The organism is Microbulbifer maximicatervae (SeqCode) (genome assembly GCF_052466985.1).
The window spans coordinates 2,122,085-2,140,732 of sequence record NZ_CP174298.1 but is presented as its reverse complement, the minus strand read 5'-3'; the positions used below and the strand labels follow the sequence as shown (position 1 = coordinate 2,140,732).

General features: G+C 46.4%; 18 protein-coding genes. 13 read left to right on the top strand and 5 right to left on the bottom strand.

Going from position 1 to position 18,648, the window contains the following annotated elements; all coding sequences use genetic code 11:
* Positions 1 to 78: 78 nt before the first annotated feature.
* Positions 79 to 375, bottom strand: a complete 297-nt coding sequence (locus ACJJI3_RS09395; protein ID WP_444942245.1) for a hypothetical protein — start codon at positions 373 to 375, stop codon at positions 79 to 81.
* Positions 376 to 397: 22 nt separating this feature from the next.
* Entirely contained in the window at positions 398 to 1,987 is a 1,590-nt protein-coding gene (locus ACJJI3_RS09390) for a VCBS domain-containing protein (RefSeq protein ID WP_444942244.1), read from the bottom strand.
* A gap of 380 nt (positions 1,988 to 2,367) precedes the next feature.
* On the opposite strand from ACJJI3_RS09390, the gene ACJJI3_RS09385 reads away from it, so the two are divergent.
* The 9 genes from ACJJI3_RS09385 (at position 2,368) to ACJJI3_RS09345 (ending at position 11,391) form a co-directional block, all read left to right on the top strand.
* Complete coding sequence (locus ACJJI3_RS09385; RefSeq protein ID WP_444942243.1) at positions 2,368 to 3,003, top strand: CHAP domain-containing protein; 636 nt, start codon at positions 2,368 to 2,370, stop codon at positions 3,001 to 3,003.
* Positions 3,004 to 3,148: 145 nt separating this feature from the next.
* A complete protein-coding gene (locus ACJJI3_RS09380) occupies positions 3,149 to 4,318 on the top strand; it encodes a hypothetical protein (protein ID WP_444942242.1) in 1,170 nt (389 codons plus the stop codon).
* A gap of 12 nt (positions 4,319 to 4,330) precedes the next feature.
* Complete coding sequence (locus ACJJI3_RS09375) at positions 4,331 to 5,338, top strand: sensor histidine kinase (RefSeq protein ID WP_444942241.1); 1,008 nt, start codon at positions 4,331 to 4,333, stop codon at positions 5,336 to 5,338.
* Positions 5,326 to 6,087, top strand: a complete 762-nt coding sequence (locus ACJJI3_RS09370) for a LytR/AlgR family response regulator transcription factor (protein WP_444896587.1) — start codon at positions 5,326 to 5,328, stop codon at positions 6,085 to 6,087. Before ACJJI3_RS09375 ends, ACJJI3_RS09370 begins: the two co-directional genes overlap by 13 nt.
* A 768-nt stretch (positions 6,088 to 6,855) precedes the next feature.
* Positions 6,856 to 7,743, top strand: a complete 888-nt coding sequence (locus ACJJI3_RS09365) for a hypothetical protein (protein WP_444942240.1) — start codon at positions 6,856 to 6,858, stop codon at positions 7,741 to 7,743.
* A gap of 346 nt (positions 7,744 to 8,089) precedes the next feature.
* Positions 8,090 to 8,704: a hypothetical protein gene (locus ACJJI3_RS09360; protein ID WP_444942239.1), complete on the top strand. Its 615-nt coding sequence runs from the start codon at positions 8,090 to 8,092 to the stop codon at positions 8,702 to 8,704.
* 23 nt (positions 8,705 to 8,727) lie between these two features.
* Positions 8,728 to 9,411, top strand: coding sequence for an ABC transporter ATP-binding protein (locus ACJJI3_RS09355; protein ID WP_444896590.1), 684 nt, complete (start codon positions 8,728 to 8,730; stop codon positions 9,409 to 9,411).
* Positions 9,399 to 10,613, top strand: coding sequence for an ABC transporter permease (locus ACJJI3_RS09350; RefSeq protein WP_444942238.1), 1,215 nt, complete (start codon positions 9,399 to 9,401; stop codon positions 10,611 to 10,613). The genes ACJJI3_RS09355 and ACJJI3_RS09350 overlap by 13 nt, the downstream gene beginning before the upstream one ends.
* Entirely contained in the window at positions 10,606 to 11,391 is a 786-nt protein-coding gene (locus ACJJI3_RS09345; RefSeq protein ID WP_444942237.1) for an outer membrane lipoprotein-sorting protein, read from the top strand. The genes ACJJI3_RS09350 and ACJJI3_RS09345 overlap by 8 nt, the downstream gene beginning before the upstream one ends.
* A gap of 66 nt (positions 11,392 to 11,457) precedes the next feature.
* Here the strand turns inward: ACJJI3_RS09345 and ACJJI3_RS09340 are convergent, their stop codons facing one another.
* Positions 11,458 to 12,462 (bottom strand): tRNA dihydrouridine synthase, encoded by a 1,005-nt coding sequence (locus ACJJI3_RS09340; protein ID WP_444942236.1) that lies wholly within the window; start codon positions 12,460 to 12,462, stop codon positions 11,458 to 11,460.
* 565 nt (positions 12,463 to 13,027) lie between these two features.
* Between ACJJI3_RS09340 and ACJJI3_RS09335 the strand changes: the two genes are divergently transcribed.
* The 4 genes from ACJJI3_RS09335 to ACJJI3_RS09320 all read left to right on the top strand — a co-directional run bounded on the left by ACJJI3_RS09335 (position 13,028) and on the right by ACJJI3_RS09320 (position 17,160).
* Entirely contained in the window at positions 13,028 to 13,264 is a 237-nt protein-coding gene (locus tag ACJJI3_RS09335; protein ID WP_282933580.1) for an OadG family protein, read from the top strand.
* Between the two features lie 53 nt (positions 13,265 to 13,317).
* Positions 13,318 to 15,108: a sodium-extruding oxaloacetate decarboxylase subunit alpha gene (gene oadA / locus ACJJI3_RS09330; RefSeq protein ID WP_444916020.1), complete on the top strand. Its 1,791-nt coding sequence runs from the start codon at positions 13,318 to 13,320 to the stop codon at positions 15,106 to 15,108.
* A gap of 19 nt (positions 15,109 to 15,127) precedes the next feature.
* Positions 15,128 to 16,444: a sodium ion-translocating decarboxylase subunit beta gene (locus ACJJI3_RS09325; RefSeq protein ID WP_282933579.1), complete on the top strand. Its 1,317-nt coding sequence runs from the start codon at positions 15,128 to 15,130 to the stop codon at positions 16,442 to 16,444.
* Between the two features lie 266 nt (positions 16,445 to 16,710).
* Positions 16,711 to 17,160: a hypothetical protein gene (locus tag ACJJI3_RS09320; protein ID WP_444942235.1), complete on the top strand. Its 450-nt coding sequence runs from the start codon at positions 16,711 to 16,713 to the stop codon at positions 17,158 to 17,160.
* Positions 17,161 to 17,247: 87 nt separating this feature from the next.
* On the opposite strand, the gene ACJJI3_RS09315 is transcribed toward ACJJI3_RS09320, so the two are convergent.
* Both ACJJI3_RS09315 and ACJJI3_RS09310 read right to left on the bottom strand, forming a co-directional pair.
* Positions 17,248 to 17,946, bottom strand: coding sequence for a type 1 glutamine amidotransferase (locus tag ACJJI3_RS09315; RefSeq protein ID WP_444942234.1), 699 nt, complete (start codon positions 17,944 to 17,946; stop codon positions 17,248 to 17,250).
* A complete protein-coding gene (locus ACJJI3_RS09310; RefSeq protein WP_444942233.1) occupies positions 17,947 to 18,597 on the bottom strand; it encodes a hypothetical protein in 651 nt (216 codons plus the stop codon).
* Positions 18,598 to 18,648 lie beyond the last annotated feature (51 nt).

Sequence of the window (18,648 nt, the reverse complement as noted above, 5' to 3'; positions counted from 1 at the left end):
CTGATAATGTTCTGTACACCCGACTTGATCTATGCGGAATTTGTGAGGTAGGAGTTAAAACTATAGTTAGAAAGGGCGTTACTCCTCTCGTCTTAACTCCAGACGTTGAGATTCACGTATACGAAAACGCCGCCTGTTTTCTCGCTCTCCATGAATACGTACTCGCTCACCAGATTGCATACCTTTCTGCTTTGCCTCTTTGGCGTCGATAAAGTAGTAGTCACCGGTAGTTTCGTCTTTTACGGAGAAGCGGTGATCCACTTCTCCTGTTTGAAAGTTCTCGGAGATCTCTTCCTCTAACACGCCAGTTACAGTCTCTTCGGCAATCGCTGAAGGGGAAAGGGCGAGAAGTAGGGCTAAGGGTAGATTTTTCATTGCGGTCTTACTCCCCATTAAATTATTCATCGTAAGTTACAGAAACAGTTGCAGAGTTGTTGCTGTTGTCAGTGGTTAGGAATTCAATAGTGATCCCAGCAGATGAGTCAGTAAAGCTGTCCCCGGTAGTTGACAGTGTGGCTACCTGGTTGGCGGTAACATTGTTATTACTGGTGCCGCTAAGATAGTGAACGGTTACCGCATTTTCGTGGTGTGGACGGGGGTTGAGGGTGTCGTGCTCGACGTGGTATTCGATGTAATAGTAGTTTTCTCCATTCCTGCTACCAATACTTTCGGCCTTTAAGAGTTGAGGTAGATCGCCACTAAGCTCACCAGCAGTAAGTTCTATGGCTTGAAACTCAATACTAGTGGTGCTGCCTGCGACCGCCTCAATAGTTTCAGTGTATCCGGGGAATGAGTCATACCAGCCCATATAGTCACGATGACCGCTCCCAAAGAGTCGTGATTGCCAAGCATTGCCCATTAGGGAGCCGTCACTACCATATTCACTCTCACCGCTATCGTTGGTATCCCCATCATTATTATCGTCATTGCCGGCGTGGCTCAGGCCAATATTGTGCCCAATTTCATGGCCCATAATCAGTTGATCACTATCTGCAATTATCATGCTCCAGCGGCCTCCGACAGAGGCGACTCCCGTGCCAACCAGCCCAGTACTGGCCGCAGCTTCCGGGAAAATGTAGACCCGATGACGCCAATCGTTGAGTTCTACAGGTTGGTTGTTGGAGTCTACGTAATTGCTTTCGATCCAACTGGTTGCCCTATCTCTCCATGTATAGCCGCTATCGTTATATTCACTGCCCGAGCGAGATTCTGCATCTTCGATGCTCAATACACCACCATTCTGACTGTCGGCAATGTTGTAGGTAAAGCAGTCTATAGAAGTGCTCTCATCATTGTCTTCACCGTAGCAGTATTGATCTAGTGAGGTGTCATTGCTTAGATGGCGGCTGAACTTTAGTTGTCCCAGGGAGTTTTCATGGTAGGCATTATCAAGAGAATCTGTGTCATTGAAAGCCATATTTGCAATTTGGGTAATGCTGAGATCATCTCCTACGGCGGCATCTGAGAAGTTCATAAAGATAAAGACAATGCTGCTTTCAGTGGCTTCGATGGTTTGAATAGAGAACACTACAGAGAGGGCACTACCATCGGTGAGCTGAAAAGAGATTGTGTCCTCTACGGAGTCACCATCATTCAGATTCTGGGAATTAGTGTTTAATTGATATTCCCAGTTTCCACTTTCATAGAGAGTGAAATCTCCATAGCTTCCAGCCACACTACTGGCTTGAAAGGTGGGGCTATTGCTATCGGTATCCTCAAGGGTGAGAGTGCCACTGGCATACTCTTGTGTCCCTACGATAAGTGATGCCAGGGGATTACTGGGGTTAAAAGTGTAGCCCCCCGTTTCTTCATCACTGTCGTCGTCCCCGTTATCGGAATCATCAGAACCACTGTTGTCTCCGCTGTCGGTACTTGTTTCGGTTTCAGTAGTCTCATCGTTGGAATTACTACTGCTGGACCCTCCTCCACAAGCTGTAAGGAGAACCGATAAGCTGAATGCTGTAAGGAATTTTAGGGTATCAGGCATGACAAACTCGACGTATTTCTTAATCTAATTGAGCAAGGCGATTTGTAATTGATGGACAGCTGCTCAGTGGCCCGGTTCCTGCTGATTATTAGTTAAATGTCTATATTTGGATTCTGGGTCACCTAAGGCAAAATAGCTATCGCTTTTTTGGCAGGTTGTGACGGTGTTGGATCAATTGCTATTAGCGTCTGTAAGTAGTGTGAACCCCGTTTGAGCAATTGATGACAGGGTTCAAAAAGTTAACTAGGTGTAATGAGTAGGATAAAGGAATGAGACCTATATTTGAACGTAGAGTGCACTTAACCCCATTAGCTTTTTTGCACAGGTGGGAGTCTGAAATTGGGGTGTTTATAGTTGGGGTTGATTAGAGGGAAATATGGATGTTGTCTTTCGTTGAAACAATCAAAGAAGGTGGAAGGAAGGGTAGGTTAATTGTTGTTGTGGCCGGTATAGGACTTTTGATCGCCGTGATATATCAACTGGCTACTCGCCTAAACCTTAATACAGCTTATTCTGTCGGAGAGATTATAGACTCACTTCATGGGGTAGAAGTTTATTACAATGGAGGAGTTAATAATGTTGAAGAGCGCAACACCTCGGAAGACGGTTATAATCTTGGCCTAAGGTACCAGTGTGTTGAGTTTGTTAAGCGCTATTATTACGAGCGATTTGGGCATCGAATGCCGGATACATTTGGACATGCTAGAGATTTTTTTGACCTGACAGTCCAGCACGGGAGTGTGAATACCAAAAGAGGATTACGGCAGTTTCACAACCAAGGTAATACCCCTCCGAATATTGGCGATATCGTTGTTTATAGCCCCTCCCTTTTTAACCCTTATGGCCATGTAGCTATCGTTTCTATGGTAGATATAGAGAATGCTACCCTGGAGATTATTCAGCAGAACGCGGGTCCATTTTCTCCCTCCCGAGAGCGTTACCCACTTATTTTCATGCCCCCAGGGCAATGGTATGTAGAGAATAACCGTATTCTCGGATGGTTGCGCAAAGAGTGATCAGCTTTTCAGAGGGTTATTTAATGGATAACCCCCTCCATTAATCTCGGTCAAAAGCCATTTATCTGATTCCAGTACCGTTGGTCTTATCCGATGGTATGGGCCTGGAAGGTTGGTAGTGTGCTTCCCACGAATGGAGGCAACTATGAAACTATATTCTCTTTGGGCGCTACCTCTACTGATTGGTAGTGCTACTAGCCAGGCGGAAGCCCTTGAATCACAGTGGGAGCTGGCGATGACAGCCGCTTATGATCGCGCTTCTGATAGCTCACTTTTTGAGGCGCAATCAAGTGTGTCTCGGCAAGCTTTACTACAGGGGGCACTACAGTATGAAGCTTGGGAAGTGCAGATCTCTGCATTCCACCAGGCAGAGCGCGGTGGCAGTGAAGACTTAGAGTTGGTAGTTGAGGAGCTTTTCTGGCAGGGGAGCTGGCAGGACTGGGATTGGTTGCTGGGCAAACGCCGCCTGGACTTTGGTGTTGGTTATGGTCATCGTCCGCTGGATTGGTTTCTACCCATAGAGCGGAATCCGGTATCACTTCAAGTGAGCGAAGGAGTTGGGGTGGTGTCTGCCAGTCGTTTCACTGAGAATGGAGAGCTAAGTGTAATGCTGGTGGATGCCGGTATCAGCCAGGCCTCTGGGGGTGACCACCCAAAGGGATTTGCCATGCGCTGGTATCAGCTTGGAACTAGTGCAGAGTGGCAGTTACTGGGTTACATGGATGATCAGCGAGGTATGAACTTAGGGGGAAGCTGGGTTAATACTTATGGAGAGCAATGGGAGATCCATACAGAATGGCGCTACCAGCAAGAATACTGGCGCTGGCGAGCCCCAGCTTTGATGGCTATGCCAAAACAGGAGCAGATGGATGATGGCTGGCAAGCTCTTATAGGGATGACATGGGCAAACAGCATTGGGCATTCGGTTATTTTAGAGTACTGGTTTGATAGTCGGGCCTGGGGGAAAAGCGAATGGGAGCAGGTGTTTGATAACAGCCTGTGGTACCAAAATCAGGGAGTGCAGTGGGATGGCCTTCGCCAATCCTCAGCGATGGCCTTTTTAAGTGATAATACCCTGAGGCACAATTTACTTTTACATTGGACGCTTACCAATAATGAGTACCATCCAAAAGTAGATTTAATATACACGCCTGAAGATGGTGGCCTTATTTTAACTATCGGGGGTGAGAGGGAGATTGCGGACGATTGGGTACTTGGAACATCCGTAAGATATTTTGCTGGTCCTGATGAGTCTGCTTTTGCGCAGCTCCAAAACCAGGCTGTATTTACCTTGAGTACGACTATTGTTTTTTGAGTGGAGTTAAGGGTGAATCTGTTAAGAGAGTGCTTACGTACATTGATAATTTGTGTGGTGGTGGCGGTAATTACCCAGGCTATCTGGGGGGGGAGCTATGCAGTTCACGGCGTAATTTCTCTGGCGTACGGATTTATAGCGACATCCACGAGGCAGGTAGTCGAGTTTTTCAAGCCCACCTGGCCCTCAAAAGTAAAGTATGCGGTAGTGAGTTTAGCGGCAATTGTCCTGGGAACTCTACATGCTTGGTGGTGGGTATCGGGTTTTGGGGAATTTCGGGCACTTGATTTTTTAATTATTGCCATTCTTCTTTCCATTTTTCTCTATCAAGTCCATCTTAACCGGGAGCAATCTCACCAGCTTGAGAGGGAACGTCAGGAAGCTGAATTGTTAAAGCTTGAACAACAAAAGACTCTTGCTCAAAGCCAGCTAAAAGTGCTGCAAAGCCAGATAGAGCCTCATTTTCTATTCAATACTCTGGCCAATCTAAAAATGCTAATTCGTCACGACCCTCAAAAGGCAGAAGACCTACTGGATAACTTTAGTGATCTCTTGCGAATTAGCTTGAAAAAATCCCGTTCCGACCAGGTATCTTTAAAGGTTGAGCTTAGCAGTTTGAAATGCTATTTAGAGATTCAAAAGATACGCCTGGGGGAAAGGTTAGAGTATGAAGTTGATTTATCAGAGGATGTGAGTTTAGAGACATTTGTTCCCCCGTTACTTGTGCAACCCTTAGTCGAAAATGCAATTTTTCATGGCATTGAGCCTGCAGCCAAAGGTGGGCTGGTCAGGTTGCGGGTGAAACAGAAAGAAAACCAGTGGGTTATTGAGGTAGAAGATAACGGTGTGGGGCTCGCTGCTGGAGCTAATAAACTTAGCCCCAGCAAACACAATGGGATTGCGCTAAGCAATATTAGGGAGCGACTTTCTACCCTTTACCAAGAGCGTGGTAAGCTACTGATTCAAAGTAATAATCAGGGCGGAGTAACTGCCCGTTTGGAGTTTCCATGCGTGCCATAATTGCAGATGATGAGCCTTTATTGCGTCACCATCTCGACCAAATGCTAGCCGATATTTTTCCTGAGCTTGAGGTTATTGGTAAAGCTTGTGATGGTAACGAAGCGTTAGCTCTGTGCCAGCGAGAGGAGCCTGATGTGGTTTTTCTCGATATTCGTATGCCTGGAATGGATGGTTTGGCTGTTGCTGAGGCTCTTGGCAAATTACAAACAAATCCTATTGTTGTTTTTATCACGGCCTATGATGAGTATGCTGTAAGTGCTTTTGAGCATGAGGCAGCCGACTATCTGCTAAAACCTATTGATGACAAGCGATTGGAAAAAGCTTGTGATCGTATTCGGCAGCGCCTGAGAGACCGGGAAGAGGGTAACCTAAAGTCAGGACCTGATATTGAGGCGTTACTGAGGCAGCTTTCCTTAAGCAGACCTGAGTACCTTCGTTGGATTAAGGCAAGCAAGGGAGAAGATATTCATCTGATTGCCTGCGATGAGGTTTCGGCATTTGTGGCAGAGGACAAATATACGACGGTTTACTCCGGTCAGGGTGAGCATATTATCAGAACCCCACTAAAGGAGCTGTTAGCCCAGTTGGAACCAGATTTATTTTGGCAGATCCACCGTTCTACAATTGTCTGTGTGAAGCGCATTCAAAAAGTATGCCGTGGAATAACTGGCGGTGTATCTGTGGTGATGGATGACGGGCGTCAATATACAGTGAGTCGCAGGGCTGCTTCGTTGTTTAAAACAATGTAGCGATCAACAATTTATAATTATCTTAACTTAGGGGGTGATCCCTCTAATTAAATTGATATGTATGTCAGAGATTCATATCTGCTACCTAAGATTTAGTAACTTTACCCCCCCTTATTTTTGAAGGCCGGACACTCAGGTTGGTTTGGTATCGATAGATCTTTAATCTAAATGCACAAACTGCCGCTGATCAAAGGAAGGGTGATAAGGCGGGGTTACGATAAGAGAGTATAGCGTTAAAGATGATATTGGCTTTATTGAATTGCTATTAAAGCCGTGCTTGAAACTTAATGTGATTTTAATTGCTAAGACTTTAGGATGGTTGCTTTTTGGGGTTGAATTTGGACGCTTTTTTATATATTTGTATGCTATTGCTATATAGTTTGACTATTAATCTTGTGTGAGCTGAGGGGGTTGTTTTTGTAATTGTCGGTAATTTACTTTAGGAGTTTGATTGGCATAATTGCCCGCGACTTGAGGGTTGGAGTGTTTTTTTAATTGTAGATTAACTATTTTGGTGGATTTGAGTTTGTTCATGCCTGGTGCTTGAGATTCTATCTGGAGGTCTATTTTCTGCTCTTTTGACTTGTTAAATAGGCTAAGATTTTTCTTTATGGTTTTTCTGTTTTAGACCACTTTCTTAAATGGCTGGGAAGGTATATATGCTGCCTTCTTTCCGAAAGTGCCTAATCTATTTTCCCTCTTGTAATGGCAGGTATTCTGCTGTGAGTACCTGTGTGTAAATTTTCTCCGATAATTAATGGAATAATTATGTTGGATAGTTATAAGTTGGATTCTTCTTCTGTAGAAGGAGTTGAGGATCTAATTGAGGTAAAATCTCCCTACTTTGCACTAGAGGCTTTACATTTTGACGCTGACGGCTGGCTTGTTGCTAAAGTGCCTGTGCAATGTCAAAGTACATATGAAAGTAGTTTAATGGATGTCGCGGAGATTGGTCGACACTTGGCAATTTTGGGCTCTTGTTTTGGCGCTTTGGCCAATCCAGTGAGATCCAAGCATTATTACCTGGCGCGCAAAGCTGATTTGAAAACTTATGATAGCTTTGTTTCTGATATGCGCCCTGATCATCTTCTGGCCCGAACCAAAGCCGTATTTACCAATAAGAGAGAGTTGGTTGCTGAGGCTGAATTGTTAGACCCTGCCGGTGAAGTGGCGGCACGGCTTAACGTGAAATATCATGTAATGCGGGAGAGATCTTTCCATAAGATATATAGTGATAGCATCCATGCTTTCACTCCTGTTATTAGCAATATTAATCCTTACTCCAAAAGTATTGATATTAATGTACATAATATTGATCTAATGTCTCTGACGGCAAGTATCGGTAGAGTTACTCCAGAAATGTGCATGGGGCATTTTGATCGGGTGAAAGCGTTGCCCGTTGCTATTGCCTCGCAGAGCCTTATTAAGTCATGTTGTATATTTTTGAGGCGGTTGACAGGTGAAGATAGTGCTCGATTTATTGTTACCTCTGCGGATTTGTGTGCGGACAACTTAGCGCTGGCAGGACAAGATGTAGATATAAAAGTAGAACTCTTAGATGTTGAAAACGATGTTTTTATTGTTCGTACTATAGCTACAAATAATTTGGGGCAGTCTGTCGGTGAAATGATCACCCATATTGCAATGGTGGATTAGTCTTTGTAAATTTCATTTGATATTTTATACAGATCAAAGGAACTGCTCTTTTGGTCTGTATCCACTCTATGTGCATCGCGCACTCTTATTAGTATCAATTTAGATACCAGGTCTTCAATATTTTGGCGATTATGCAGTCTTTACTAATTGGTACACTCTCCTGAGTTTAGACGCTTTAACGATAGCATCTCTTCGCGTGCAGTAATTTTCCACCTATCCATCCTCTAGAGCCATTCAGCATAAGTTTTTGCCTCTTATCCTCTCCAGAGACAGTTCATCGCACTGTCCTGAATGATATTTGGATGCTAGGTAATCTATTAAAAATTCAGAAGCAAGGAGAAGTGTAATGAAAAGGTTACTTGTAATAATGGCTTTAAATCTTGGGGTGAGCGTTTCATCCTTTGCTGCCCAGGACGCAAAAATGGAAGATTTGTACCAAAAAGCGGCAGCACAGGGTGGGACGGCGATAGAGGAGTCCTATGAGGCTTTTAAGACATTACAGAAAGATAACCCTTCTGATCCTATTGTACTTTTTTACCTGGGGGCTAGTGAGACTCTAATGGCAAAAGAAAGCTGGTTGCCCTGGAGAAAGGTCAGTTATGCAGAGAATGGAATTGCCCGTATGGATAAGGCGCTCACCATAATTGAAGAAATGGATAACCCTGGTCGTTCCTCTCAGGGGATGCCTCAAGACTTGTTGCTCAAAGGAATTGCTGCAACAACTTTTACTAAGGTGCCAAAGTTCTTTAATTCTTTTGACCGTGGGTTTGAACTTTATCATGAGTTGATGGGTGATCCACGCATAGGATATATGCCGCCAGACGCTACTCGCTGGATTTACTGTGGCGCATTGCAGGCTGCAGAGCTTGAGGGTGACAAGGAGTTAGTGAATTTATGGGGAGCAAAGGCTGAGAGTCATGGCATATCAAATCCATGTGGTGATGTTAAAAACTCTGACTAATAGTGCGAACAGGTAGTAAATCTATGTTACAGCTCACTCATATTGAAAAGACTTACACTTCCGGTGAGGTTCAACTTAGGGCCCTAAAAGATGTGAATCTGGATATTCGAGCAGGCACTATGGTAGCTCTGTGTGGACCATCAGGGTCTGGTAAAAGTACCTTGTTAAATATTTGCGGGCTACTGGATCATGATTACAGCGGAGAAGTCTGCTTTGCCGGCGAGGTGCTGAGAAAAAGCCATCGGCAGTCAATGAAGATCCGTCGTACCCAGCTGGGTTTTGTATTCCAAAAGTTTAATTTGGTTCCGGTAATGACAGCCTTTGAGAATGTAGCCTTTCCACTTCTTTTGAATGGAATGAAAGAAGGTGAAGTAAGGCGGCGTGTAATGGGCATGTTGGATCATGTCGGGCTGTCCCAGTTTTCCAACTACAGGCCAGATCGACTTTCAGGTGGACAACAGCAGAGAGTAGCAATCGCTCGAGCACTGGTGCATCAGCCCAAACTGGTAATTGCTGATGAACCTACGGCCAGCTTGGATAGTGTTACCGCACAACAAATTATTGAGTTAATGAAAAATTTGGGAGTGGAGCAAAAAACAGCTTTTATTGTTGCCAGTCATGATGATCGAATGACTCGTCATTGCGATAGAGTTGTTGAGTTGAAAGATGGTGTAATTCTGCAGGAGAGTGCTTTATGCGTCGCTTAAAAGTCGCGGTTTTAAATTTATTGCGCAATCGCCGCAGAAGCTTTCTTGCTGTTGCCATTATCTCCATTGTGGTAACGGCCTTGATGACCTCCGGAGGTTTTGGCCTATTTACATATCAATCCCTTAAAGAGAGCGCGGCGCGCAGTGAGGGGCATTTGGTGCTAACACAGCCGGGATATTTCTCTTCTGATGAGGACTTTCCTCTTCAGCTTGGTTTAGATAATGCCAATAAATTACGTAGGGACTTGTTGGTTGAGGAAAATGTGAAGGCCGTGCAGCCTAGAGTTTATCTGCAAGGGTTAATTTCCAATGGTGATAAGTCTTCTATTTTTTTAGGTCAGGGGATATTGCCAAGTGAATTTCGGGTGAAGGGGCCTTTTCTAAATGTCACTGAGGGCAGTATTTTATCAAACCGTGAAGATATCAGTGATCCTGAGATTATGCTGGGTAAAGATCTCGCAAGAAATCTTAATGTAAGGCCTGGGGATTATATTACTTTAATGTCCTCTACAGTTCATGGGGCTCTCAATGCAATAGATTTTAAGGTTAGGGGAGTTTTCGGGACTGGTGTTCCAGATATGGATAAGCGTCAAGTATATATTTCTGTTCAGGCTGCGCAGTTCCTTTTAGATAGTGACAGGGTCTCAACCATGGCAATCTATGGCTACAGCCTTGATAAGACATCGAGCTTGCAGGAAAGACTGCGTGAGTTAGTTCCAGAGTTGGAAATTACAACTTGGGAGGATCGTGCCTTTTTCTATCAGGGAGTGAAGAGTCTTTATGATCGAATTTTTGGGTTGATGGGCATCATTATGGCACTGGTTATCTTTGTCTCGCTTTTCAATACGCTGGCAATGTCGGTAACAGAGAGAACACGGGAAATAGGTACCTTGTCCGCACTGGGTGCATCCAAAGTGGAATTGATAACTGGGTTTATATTGGAGGCTTTAGTACTTGCTGTAGTGGGTTCTTTAGCAGGTGTTATTTTGGCTGGTCTGATAAGCGCTGGGTTGATGATGTTTGACATTACTATGCCGCCACCTCCGGGAAAAACAACGGGGTATCCTTTGACTGTTTATTTCTCTATTAACTTGGCTTGGATGATTTCGGTTGCAATAGCTGCGATATGTGTTTTTTCATCCTTCCTTGCGGCGCGGAAAGGTGTCAATAAACCGATTACTGAGGCATTGGTCCATGTATAAATTAAGATTAGGCAGAGTTAGCTTGGCGATTGGTTTGTTGCTGATGTTCTCTCCCCTTGTTTTAGCTGGGACTGAGGAGAAGGAAAGTCTTTTTTCCGCTGTACAGGTAGAAAGCATGTTGGCCAAAGCCGATTCCTATCGTCTTGGAGAGTCATCTTCAAAAGTTGTCACCAACATCCAGGTTTTTAAACAGGGAGAGTTAGAAAGCGAAGATCGCTACCATGTTTATACTCGCCCTGAGAGAAAATCATTGGTGGTATTTAAAGGTGTTGGTGAAGAGGGGCAAAAAATGCTGATGCTGCAGGATAACTACTGGTTATTGATGCCCCGCAGCCGCCGCCCTATCCGCATAACACCGATGCAAAGATTGCTGGGGGAGGCTTCAATTGGTGATATCGCCACTTTGACCTGGAGCCAGGACTATCGGGGGCAATTCGAGGCAAGTGAAATTCTAAAGGATAAATTGACCCACAAACTTCAGCTGGAGGCAAAAACCAAAGGAGCCAGCTATCAAAAGATAAAATTGTGGCTTGATAGTGAGAGTTTCTTCCCAATCCAAGCGGAGCTTTACTTGAAATCTGGAAAGTTGGCTAAGGTTGCGCATTTTGTATCGGGGATAAAGGATGAAGAGCTATTTGTGCAGGAGATGGTTTTGGTTGATAGCATCAAAGCTACCACTGAAACCAGAGTTCACTACGAAAGTAGCACTGCGCATCAGTTAGCGGAAAAATTTTACAATCCGGCTTACTTGAGTCGGCAGCCAAAAATGGATCTGTGAGAGTGGATCTGAGCGGGTAACTGCCTCTGCCAGTATCAATTCCGATACTGGCAGAGGTGCGGAAAATTAGGCTGTCTCAATTGATGCTATTTGAATTTTCCGCTCTTCGGAAAAAGCTCTACCAAGCTCTTCTGCCTCCCTGAGACGTTTTATTTTATCAAAGAACAATTGGGCTTCAGGAAAAGCCAATTTCAAGTAAGCGAGCCATTGCTTAATACGATTGCCCAGATACTTGGAAGGGTAAACTTCTCGGGTGGTTTGATAGTAACCCCAAAGAATTTCAATAATCTCTTGCCAGCCCATTGCTATATAGCTCTCACCTGAGCAGTAGGCTTTTATCTGCTTGCCCAAATCTGGCCTGGCTAGCAGGCTGCGACCAAACATAAATGCTTCGCATCCGGTTACTTCACGGCAGCGTTGAAATTCCTCAAGTGTCCAGATATCCCCGTTGGCAATGACTGGGATTTCGAGTTTTTGGCGAATTCCACCGATGTATTCCCAGTAGGCTGGGGGTTTATAGCCATCGACTTTGGAGCGAGCGTGTACTGCCAGTTCATTTGCGCCGCCAGCTGCTGCGGCCTGGGCGTTATCCATATAGCTAGAGCGATCATTAAAGCCCAGTCGGATTTTTGCGGTGACCGGGATGTTTTCCGGGACAGCGCGGCGAACCGCTCCTACAATAGCTTCCACTCTGTGAGGGCTTTGCAATAGGCAGGCGCCACCGTCGCTATTATTTACTGATTTTGCAGGGCAGCCGAAGTTAAGATCAATTGCTGTAGCACCGAACTCAACTGCTTTTACTGCATTAATTGCCATTGCTTTGGGGTTGCCGCCTAACAGCTGTAACCGAACTGGAATCCCGCTTGGGGTCTTGGCACCTTTGTCGACCTCTGGGCACAAGCGGGTGAATACTCTGCGAGGCAAGCGAGTATTAGTGACACGAACAAACTCTGTAACACAGATATCGACCCCTCCAATGGCGGAGAGCAGGGCACGCACGTGATGGTCGATTACCCCCTCCATTGGTGCCTGGTAAATCGTAGGTTCTGGGGTAGGTGTCTTGTCGGTCATAAGTCAGTTGAGAGGTAAATCATAAATCTAAAGGCGCATATTCTATCAGCAAGTTATTGTAATGGCGCAAAAACGATCATTCTTCAGTATATAAAAGTAGGAGAAATAAACTCAGCCTATTGATGTTTCGCACCAAAATTGGGCGTGGTAATTTAGACCCCTCCGTTGCCCCTGAAACCAATAAGTGTTTGATTTTAAAAGCAACTTGTATTGATAATAGAAAAATATCAGCATTTTGGAACTAACGAATTTTTTCCTGTGTGCCCGCTCTTTTTGGGGGAGGATCAGGTGCAGCGGCGGTTGAAATTACCAGTCTAGGGAATAAGATTCCGATGTGCAGAAATTTGGGACGGCTGGGCTAAGTGAGATTTTCCCGGGCAAGTTTATTGGTTGTACGACATAAATTTGTTTAATTGTGAGCGAAGATTTTACATACGCACAAAATATCAATTGGGGTGTTTCAGCTGTCCTGAATAAATAGATACGTAAATTCATAGTGTTACGGGCACAGATGAAACCGTCCAGGATGGATGGTTTTATTGCCTGGCGCCAGGGGGAATAAACAGTGCAAGAAACACTTTTGCAACAGGGGCTAGATATCACCCTGTTTGGTATGGGAATTGTTTTTACTTTTCTGCTATTGCTGGTGATCGGTACCGGTATTATGTCGAGAGTCATCTCCCGCTATTTCCCCGAAGCGGAGCCCGTATCCCACGCGCCTTCCCCAACCGCTGGGAATGATAAGGCCCATTTACATGCGGTGATTAAAGCGGCGATCGAACAGCATCGCAAAAGACGCTAACCACCAATCGCTTCCAAACAATTTCCAATAATTTCTGCCGAGAGAGATAACCCATGACTGAGGTTAAAAAGCCATTGGGGATTACCGATGTAGTCCTGCGCGATGCCCACCAGTCACTGTTCGCTACCCGACTGCGACTGGACGATATGCTGCCGATTGCTGAGAAGCTCGATAAAGTTGGCTTCTGGTCTCTGGAGTCCTGGGGGGGTGCCACTTTCGACTCCTGCATTCGCTATCTCGGCGAAGATCCCTGGGAGCGTATTCGCGAACTGAAGAAAGCTATGCCGAACACGCCCCAACAGATGCTGTTCAGGGGACAGAATATTCTCGGCTACCGCCACTATGCGGATGACGTGGTTGAGAAGTTTGTAGAGCGCGCTGCAGTCAATGGGGTAGACGTGTTCCGCGTGTTCGACGCGATGAACGATATGCGCAACCTGAAAACCGCACTGGCTGCGGTGAAGAAACAAGAGAAGCACGCTCAGGGCACCATCTCCTATACCGTGAGCCCAGTACACACCATGGACTTGTGGGTGGATCTGGGGCGCCAGATCGAGGATATGGGAGCGGATTCCATCGCGATCAAGGACATGGCCGGTCTGCTGCGCCCCTATGAGGGCTACGAGCTGGTGAAACGTTTGAAGGCCGCCGTGGACATCCCCATCCATATGCAGTGTCACGCTACTACCGGTTTATCTACGGCTACCGCTCTCAAGTGTATCGAGGCGGGTATCGACAACGTGGACACCGCGATCAGCTCTATGTCCATGACCTATGGTCACAGCCCAACCGAAGCGTTGGTGGCCATTTTGGAAGGCACTGAGCGGGACACCGGGCTGGATATTAACCTGCTGGAAGAAATTGCGGCTTACTTCCGTAACGTCCGCAAGAAATACGCGAAGTTTGAGGGCTCCTTGAAAGGCGTGGACTCCCGCATCCTGGTGGCCCAGGTGCCGGGTGGCATGCTCACCAATATGGAGAGCCAGCTGCGCGAACAGGGCGCCGGGGATCGCTTGGATGATGTGCTAGAGGAAATCCCGCGGGTGCGTGAAGACCTGGGCTTTATCCCGCTGGTTACCCCCACCTCCCAGATTGTGGGTACCCAGGCGGTGCTCAATGTCCTGACTGGAGAGCGTTACAAGTCGATCTCTAAAGAGACTGCCGGAGTCTTGAAAGGTGAGTACGGTGCGACGCCTGCTGAAGTTAACCAGGAGCTGCAAGTCCGGGTGCTTGATGGCGCTAATCCGGTTACTTGCCGTCCGGCGGATCTATTGGCACCGGAGTTGGACAAATTGACTCTGGAGCTTCAAGAGAAAACCGGTGAACAGGATGTAGTCTTGACCGATGGTGAGGGGGAGATCGACGATGTGCTTACCTATGCACTCTTCCCGCAGATTGGCCTGAAGTTCCTGAAAAACCGTGGTAATCCAGAAGCTTTCGAGCCAGTACCTACCGGTAATGAAGGTGCTGCAGTCAAGAACGACAAAGGTGAAGAAGTTTACACCGTGACTGTAGAGGGACAGAGCTACACCGTCACTGTGGCCGATGGTGGCGACTTAACCAATATTGCTCCGGTGTCTGGTAGTGCTTCTGCACCAGCAGCTGGTGCACCTTCCGTGCCCGCCACCGGCGGTGAGCCGGTTAATGCGCCTCTCGCTGGAAATATCTTCAAAGTAATGGTGAAGCCTGGGGACCAGGTGAGCGAAGGTCAGGCGGTGTTAGTACTGGAAGCGATGAAGATGGAAACTGTGGTGAGTGCCCCTCGTGCCGGTAACGTCGCCAGTGTGGCAGTAAAAGAAGGCGATTCAGTGGCGGTGGGTGATGCCCTGCTGTCTATTGCATAGCCAAAGGTAGGAGTCACACGTGGATAATCTGATTACTCTTTGGCATTCCTCCGGTGTCGCGCAGATGGCATCGGGCCAGTTCATTATGATTTTGGTGGGCCTGGGCCTGCTGTTTTTGGCCATTCGCAAAAACTTTGAGCCCCTGCTTTTGGTGCCTATCGGTTTCGGCGGAATCCTGGCCAATATTCCCGGCGCTGATTTGGCACTCTCAGCCGCAGAGACAGCCCTTACCCAGGGAGATGGAGCTGTTTTGGCGCAAATGGCCCAGATCCTGGGCCTTGATAGTACTTCAGCTTTACCCGCGCTAAAGGAAGCTCTGGCCAGTGCGCCGGCAGCCGTGCAGGTACAAGCAGCTGAGTTTGCCCGGGATGCCGGTTTCAATAACGGTATGTTGTATAACTTCTATTCCGTAGCTATTGCTTCCGGCATTGCACCGTTGGTGATTTTTATGGGCGTAGGGGCTATGACCGACTTTGGTCCGTTACTAGCCAATCCGCGCACCTTGTTCCTCGGTGCAGCGGCCCAGTTTGGGATCTTTGCCACGGTGCTCGGTGCTGTGGGTCTCTCGGTAGCGGGAATCATGGACTTCTCAATCGCCGATGCCGCTGCGATCGGTATTATCGGTGGAGCAGATGGCCCTACAGCTATCTATGTTTCCAGCCTATTGGCCCCGGACCTGTTGGGGGCTATTGCTGTAGCGGCTTATTCGTATATGGCGCTAGTGCCTATGATTCAGCCGCCGATTATGCGAGCCCTGACCACTGAGCAGGAACGCAAAATTGAAATGGTGCAATTGCGCCATGTGAGCAAGCGGGAAAAAATTGCCTTCCCGATGTTGCTGCTGATTTTGGTGGCCCTGTTCCTGCCGGCTGCTGCACCGCTATTGGGTATGTTCTGCTTTGGTAACCTGATGCGTGAGTGCGGGGTCGTTTCCCGGTTGTCGGACACTGCTCAGAACGCGCTGATCAATATCACCACTATTTTCCTGGGACTTTCCGTTGGTTCGAAATTGGCGGCAGACAAATTCCTAGACCCTAAAACCCTGGGTATTTTGGCTTTGGGTATTGTGGCGTTTGCGATCGGCACTGCGGCTGGCGTGTTGATGGCTAAGTTGATCAATGTATTCAGCAAGCACAAGATTAATCCATTGATTGGTTCTGCCGGTGTTTCTGCCGTACCTATGGCCGCGCGGGTGTCCAACAAAGTGGGGCTCGAATCCAATCCTCACAACTTCCTGTTGATGCACGCAATGGGCCCCAACGTAGCTGGTGTTATCGGTTCTGCGGTGGCTGCGGGTGTGATGATCAGTATGGTGCGGAGCCTTACTGGCGGGTAACCAAAATCCATGGCTTTGGAAGAGAGGGCGAACAGTGTTCGCCCTTTTTTGTTGACCTAAAACAAATGTATTTTGTCCGCTTTTGCTGGTTAAAACAGATCCTTCTGATTTAAATAATGTGAAGAGGCAGTCATAGCTGGAGTAGGTATGTTAATCCGGTCAACAGAGCATCTCCATCGATAGAATTCATTTTGAGTTAAGGTTAGTTGCGCTATATTCCTCCCAAAATTTTTACTGGAATAAAAATTCATTAGGAAGTAACCCCAATGCGTAGTTTGCCATTCTTAATTGCCTTAGCTCTTTTCTCCACCAGTGCATTTGCACATGATAATCATCAAACTGCGGAAGAAGTCCGCCTGTTAAAGAAAGAGGTAGTTAAGCTCCGTAAAGAAGTACACTCTGATCACAAGCACGGTGCTGGAGCTGAAAATGTTCGTGACTTAGAAAAAGAAGTGGTTAAGTTGCGAAAAAATGTCCATCGGCTTCAGGACTTGATTTTGGAGTTGCAGGCGAGTATTGACGCTCAGTCTGAATTGGCACATCCAGTTCCGGTGGAGGAGCGCCCTAAGTGGGCCTGCTATATGTCAGATGTAAAAGCTGGCGGTATTCACTCTAAAGGTTTTAGTCGTATTGAAGCGAAGGGGAGATTACTTGAAATTTGCTCCCAACGTGGTGGCCTTTGCTTTGAGAGTGGAATTGAATGCTCCGATGAGTAGTAACTAATTGTCAGTTTAATATGGGGCGGCTACTCTTGAGTGAGTTTGCGCCCCTGGCTACCCCTTACAAAGTAAGGTTGATAACTATTAGGTGGGTGTACAGCTTTGCACCACTTGTTCATACTTAAGCTTCTTATCTAATCTAAGGTTGCCTTGTTTACAGAAGTGAGTGTCTAGGATCTTATATAAAAAGTCTCGCCCTTGCTGATGGAATTTCTCTGAGGAACCGTAGGTCTTAAAGTATTCAGGAAAGAGTTGGGCAATATCTTCACTGGACCACTCTAGGTGAAACTGCAACCCCATTATTCTTTCGCTGAATAAAAAGGCCTGATGAGGGCACAAATCAGATTCAGCCAAGCAGCTTGCCCCCTCCGGAATTTCAAAAAAATAACTATGTGCCTGGAACACATTCTCTAAATTAAAATTCAGTGCTGTTGTAGACCTTATAGGTAGCCAGCCTATTTCCTCTTGAGGAAGCTGGCGAATCTCTGCTTCCAATGCATGTGCAAGAATCTGTGCCCCAAGGCAGATGCCCAATATTGGGATCGGAAGTTCAATGCAGTTTTTTACCCATGCAATCTCATTGGCAAGCCAGGGGAGCCTTACGCGCTCACAAACGTTCATCATCCCACCAAGGATAATAACTCCGCTAAAGCCGCTTTGAGGAAGTGGTGACTTCTGGGGGTTAATGATAGAAAGCGGTATTCGCTTCTCTGTAGCCCAGTCATAAATATACCCCGGGCCCTCAGTCTCCTCATGTTGGATAATCAGTATCGGTTTGGTCATTTACTGGAAATCCTGACTTTCAAAATACAGCTCTTCCTTATAGTGGATGCCGGCTTTAGTTAGGCTTTTTGGCCAGCTATCTTTCGAAAGCGGTTTTAAACTGCTGCTATAAATGTCGCTGGAAAAATTATGGTCGGTGCTGACCAGCAGTATTTGGTCGAAGCTGGGGGTGGATGCAATTTCATGCACAAGCAAAGTGTAATTTTTAAGGAGTATTAATTGGTAGTGCCCATTTTCTGTTCGGGTAAGGGGGCTGTCCATTAGTCGAGAGGTTACCCGGAAAGCAACAGCTTGCAGAGCAAGTTTTCCTCCTCGTTCAAAATGCCCTGTAAACAATTTGGCGTTAAAGGCATTAAGTTTTCCCTCGCGTAGTTCGCGTAAAGAAAATTCCTCTGGAAGCAATGTAACTAACTCGTTTCGCTTGAGGAGGTTTTGCACCTCCTCCTGGTCATCAGTCTCCAATTCCAAAATAACTTGATGACTGTGTTTTCCGCTATGTAGTGGCAAGTGTGTGGCAATAACTTGCTCGCCGACGGTAAACAGGGCCATGCCATGAATTCCGATCGAAGTGTCATTTTGTTCTAGTGAAGGATGTGCGAAGCATACGTTTGAGCTGATTATCAGAGCCAAAAAGAGAAGAACATTTTTCATCGGTTTTGTGTAGCTATGACCTTGGATGCAGGGGATTCTAAGCGTACATTA